Annotated in this window: 2 protein-coding genes; one reads left to right on the top strand and one right to left on the bottom strand. The window is 59.9% G+C overall.

What is annotated here, in order from left to right; genetic code table 11:
* The coding region (locus ACX3OZ_RS20820; RefSeq protein ID WP_459105504.1) for a Gfo/Idh/MocA family oxidoreductase at nt 1-426 on the top strand (426 nt) is incomplete at its 5' end.
* A gap of 708 nt (nt 427-1134) precedes the next feature.
* Here ACX3OZ_RS20820 and ACX3OZ_RS20815 read toward each other — a convergent pair.
* Nucleotides 1135-1503, bottom strand: a 369-nt coding sequence (locus tag ACX3OZ_RS20815) for a site-specific integrase (RefSeq protein ID WP_459105503.1), incomplete at its 5' end; no start/stop codon positions are given.

Below are 1503 nucleotides of genomic sequence, written 5' to 3'. Positions count from 1 at the left end.
ACCGCCATGGCCCGGACCACACGGCTGCACCGAATGGAAACCGAGGATTTCGTCTCGGCGGGGCTGGAATTTGCCAATGGCGCGGTCGGCGCGGTGATGGCCACCACCGCCAGTTTCCCCGGCGGGCCGGAAAGCCTGACGCTGAATTTCGAGCATGCCACGGCGACGCTGACGGGGGGTAATCTGACCGTTCACACCATGGCCGGCGAGATCATCACCGAAGGCGAAGCCAGTGTGGGCGGCGGCGGCGCCGATCCGATGGCGTTTCCGTTTGACTGGCACGCGGCGCAGATCGCCGACTTCGCCGATGCCGTGCGGCATGGAAGGCAGCCGCTCAGCACCGGGCATTCGGCATTGCGCGTGCATCGGCTGATTGATGCGATGATGGCGTCATCGGCGGCGGGGATGCGGGTGGTGGTGGGTTAGGTTGATGTTGGTGCCCTGCCCATAATGCTAGTCACCAGCGGCACTTCGGGCATCACAAGATGATGATGATTGATGTTGGCGAGCAAGCCAGCCAGTGTCGCTCTAGTCATAGAAATAACGCTGCACAGTTGAGGGCGGCGGAAAACTCTCCGGCAGCAGCTGCCATTAGTACCCGCTCGAGGCCATGTAGAGAACTGCGTCCATCACCGTCCACAAATCTGTCGTTCTGGGACGCCTAGTCGGCCGGGCCGATGGCAGGTACCGCCAGATCAAGAGAACCCAATGAGGCCGTGCACTTCGAGTGCGAGCTTTCGATCGGGACCTGAGCCGCGCGAATGGCATCATGGCCAGCGGCACATGAACGACCGCATTACAGGTCGGATACATGGCCGCACCAACCAGGCTAGGGTCCTCTCGCCTTTAACGCAGCCAGGGCCACCTTCGCCTTGAACGCCGGTGTGTGGTAGCGGTGGAGTCGTCTCGTCATGGTTTCTCCTGTCGCGGCCATATTGGGCGACCGTCAGACAGAAAATTCACCTATCTCCGTGGTCAAATTCCCCGGCCCAGCTCTATCTCCCACACTTCGCGGTGCCCATCTGGTCCATTTCCGGCGCACCCAATAAGCTTTGAACATGCAGAGAAGCGCTTTAAATCAATCTCGCCAGAATACAGGAGCCCAAAACAGGCGTTCGTTTCCTTTCGCCCGGTCTAGCTGTCGTTACCAGCTAAGGCTTCGAGAAAGTCCCACCCAATCGCCTGAACGATGTCATTGAGCCTACGAATATCGACGGGCCGCGGCTCTTTCTTCGTGCCGTAGCCCTTGGTGGCACCGGTCTCGGCATGACCAAGCAGTTGCTTCTTTTCGTCCTCGGTAGCGCCGACGCTCGCCGTCGCATCCTTAAAGCTGTGCCGAAACGAATACAGCGTTTTCTGCGGATCACTGATCTTGAGTTCGTTGCGGGCAAAGTCTGACCAGAATGACGAGACCTGCTGCGACACCGCGTCAATGTCGCCATGTTTGTCCTCCACCGGCCGCCATAGGGTGTTCCACCCCTGGGCCCTGGCCGTCTCAACAAG

The organism is Devosia sp. A369 (assembly GCF_054489345.1).
Note: the sequence above shows the minus strand (reverse complement) of the source record. Positions and strands in the feature narration are given on the sequence as shown.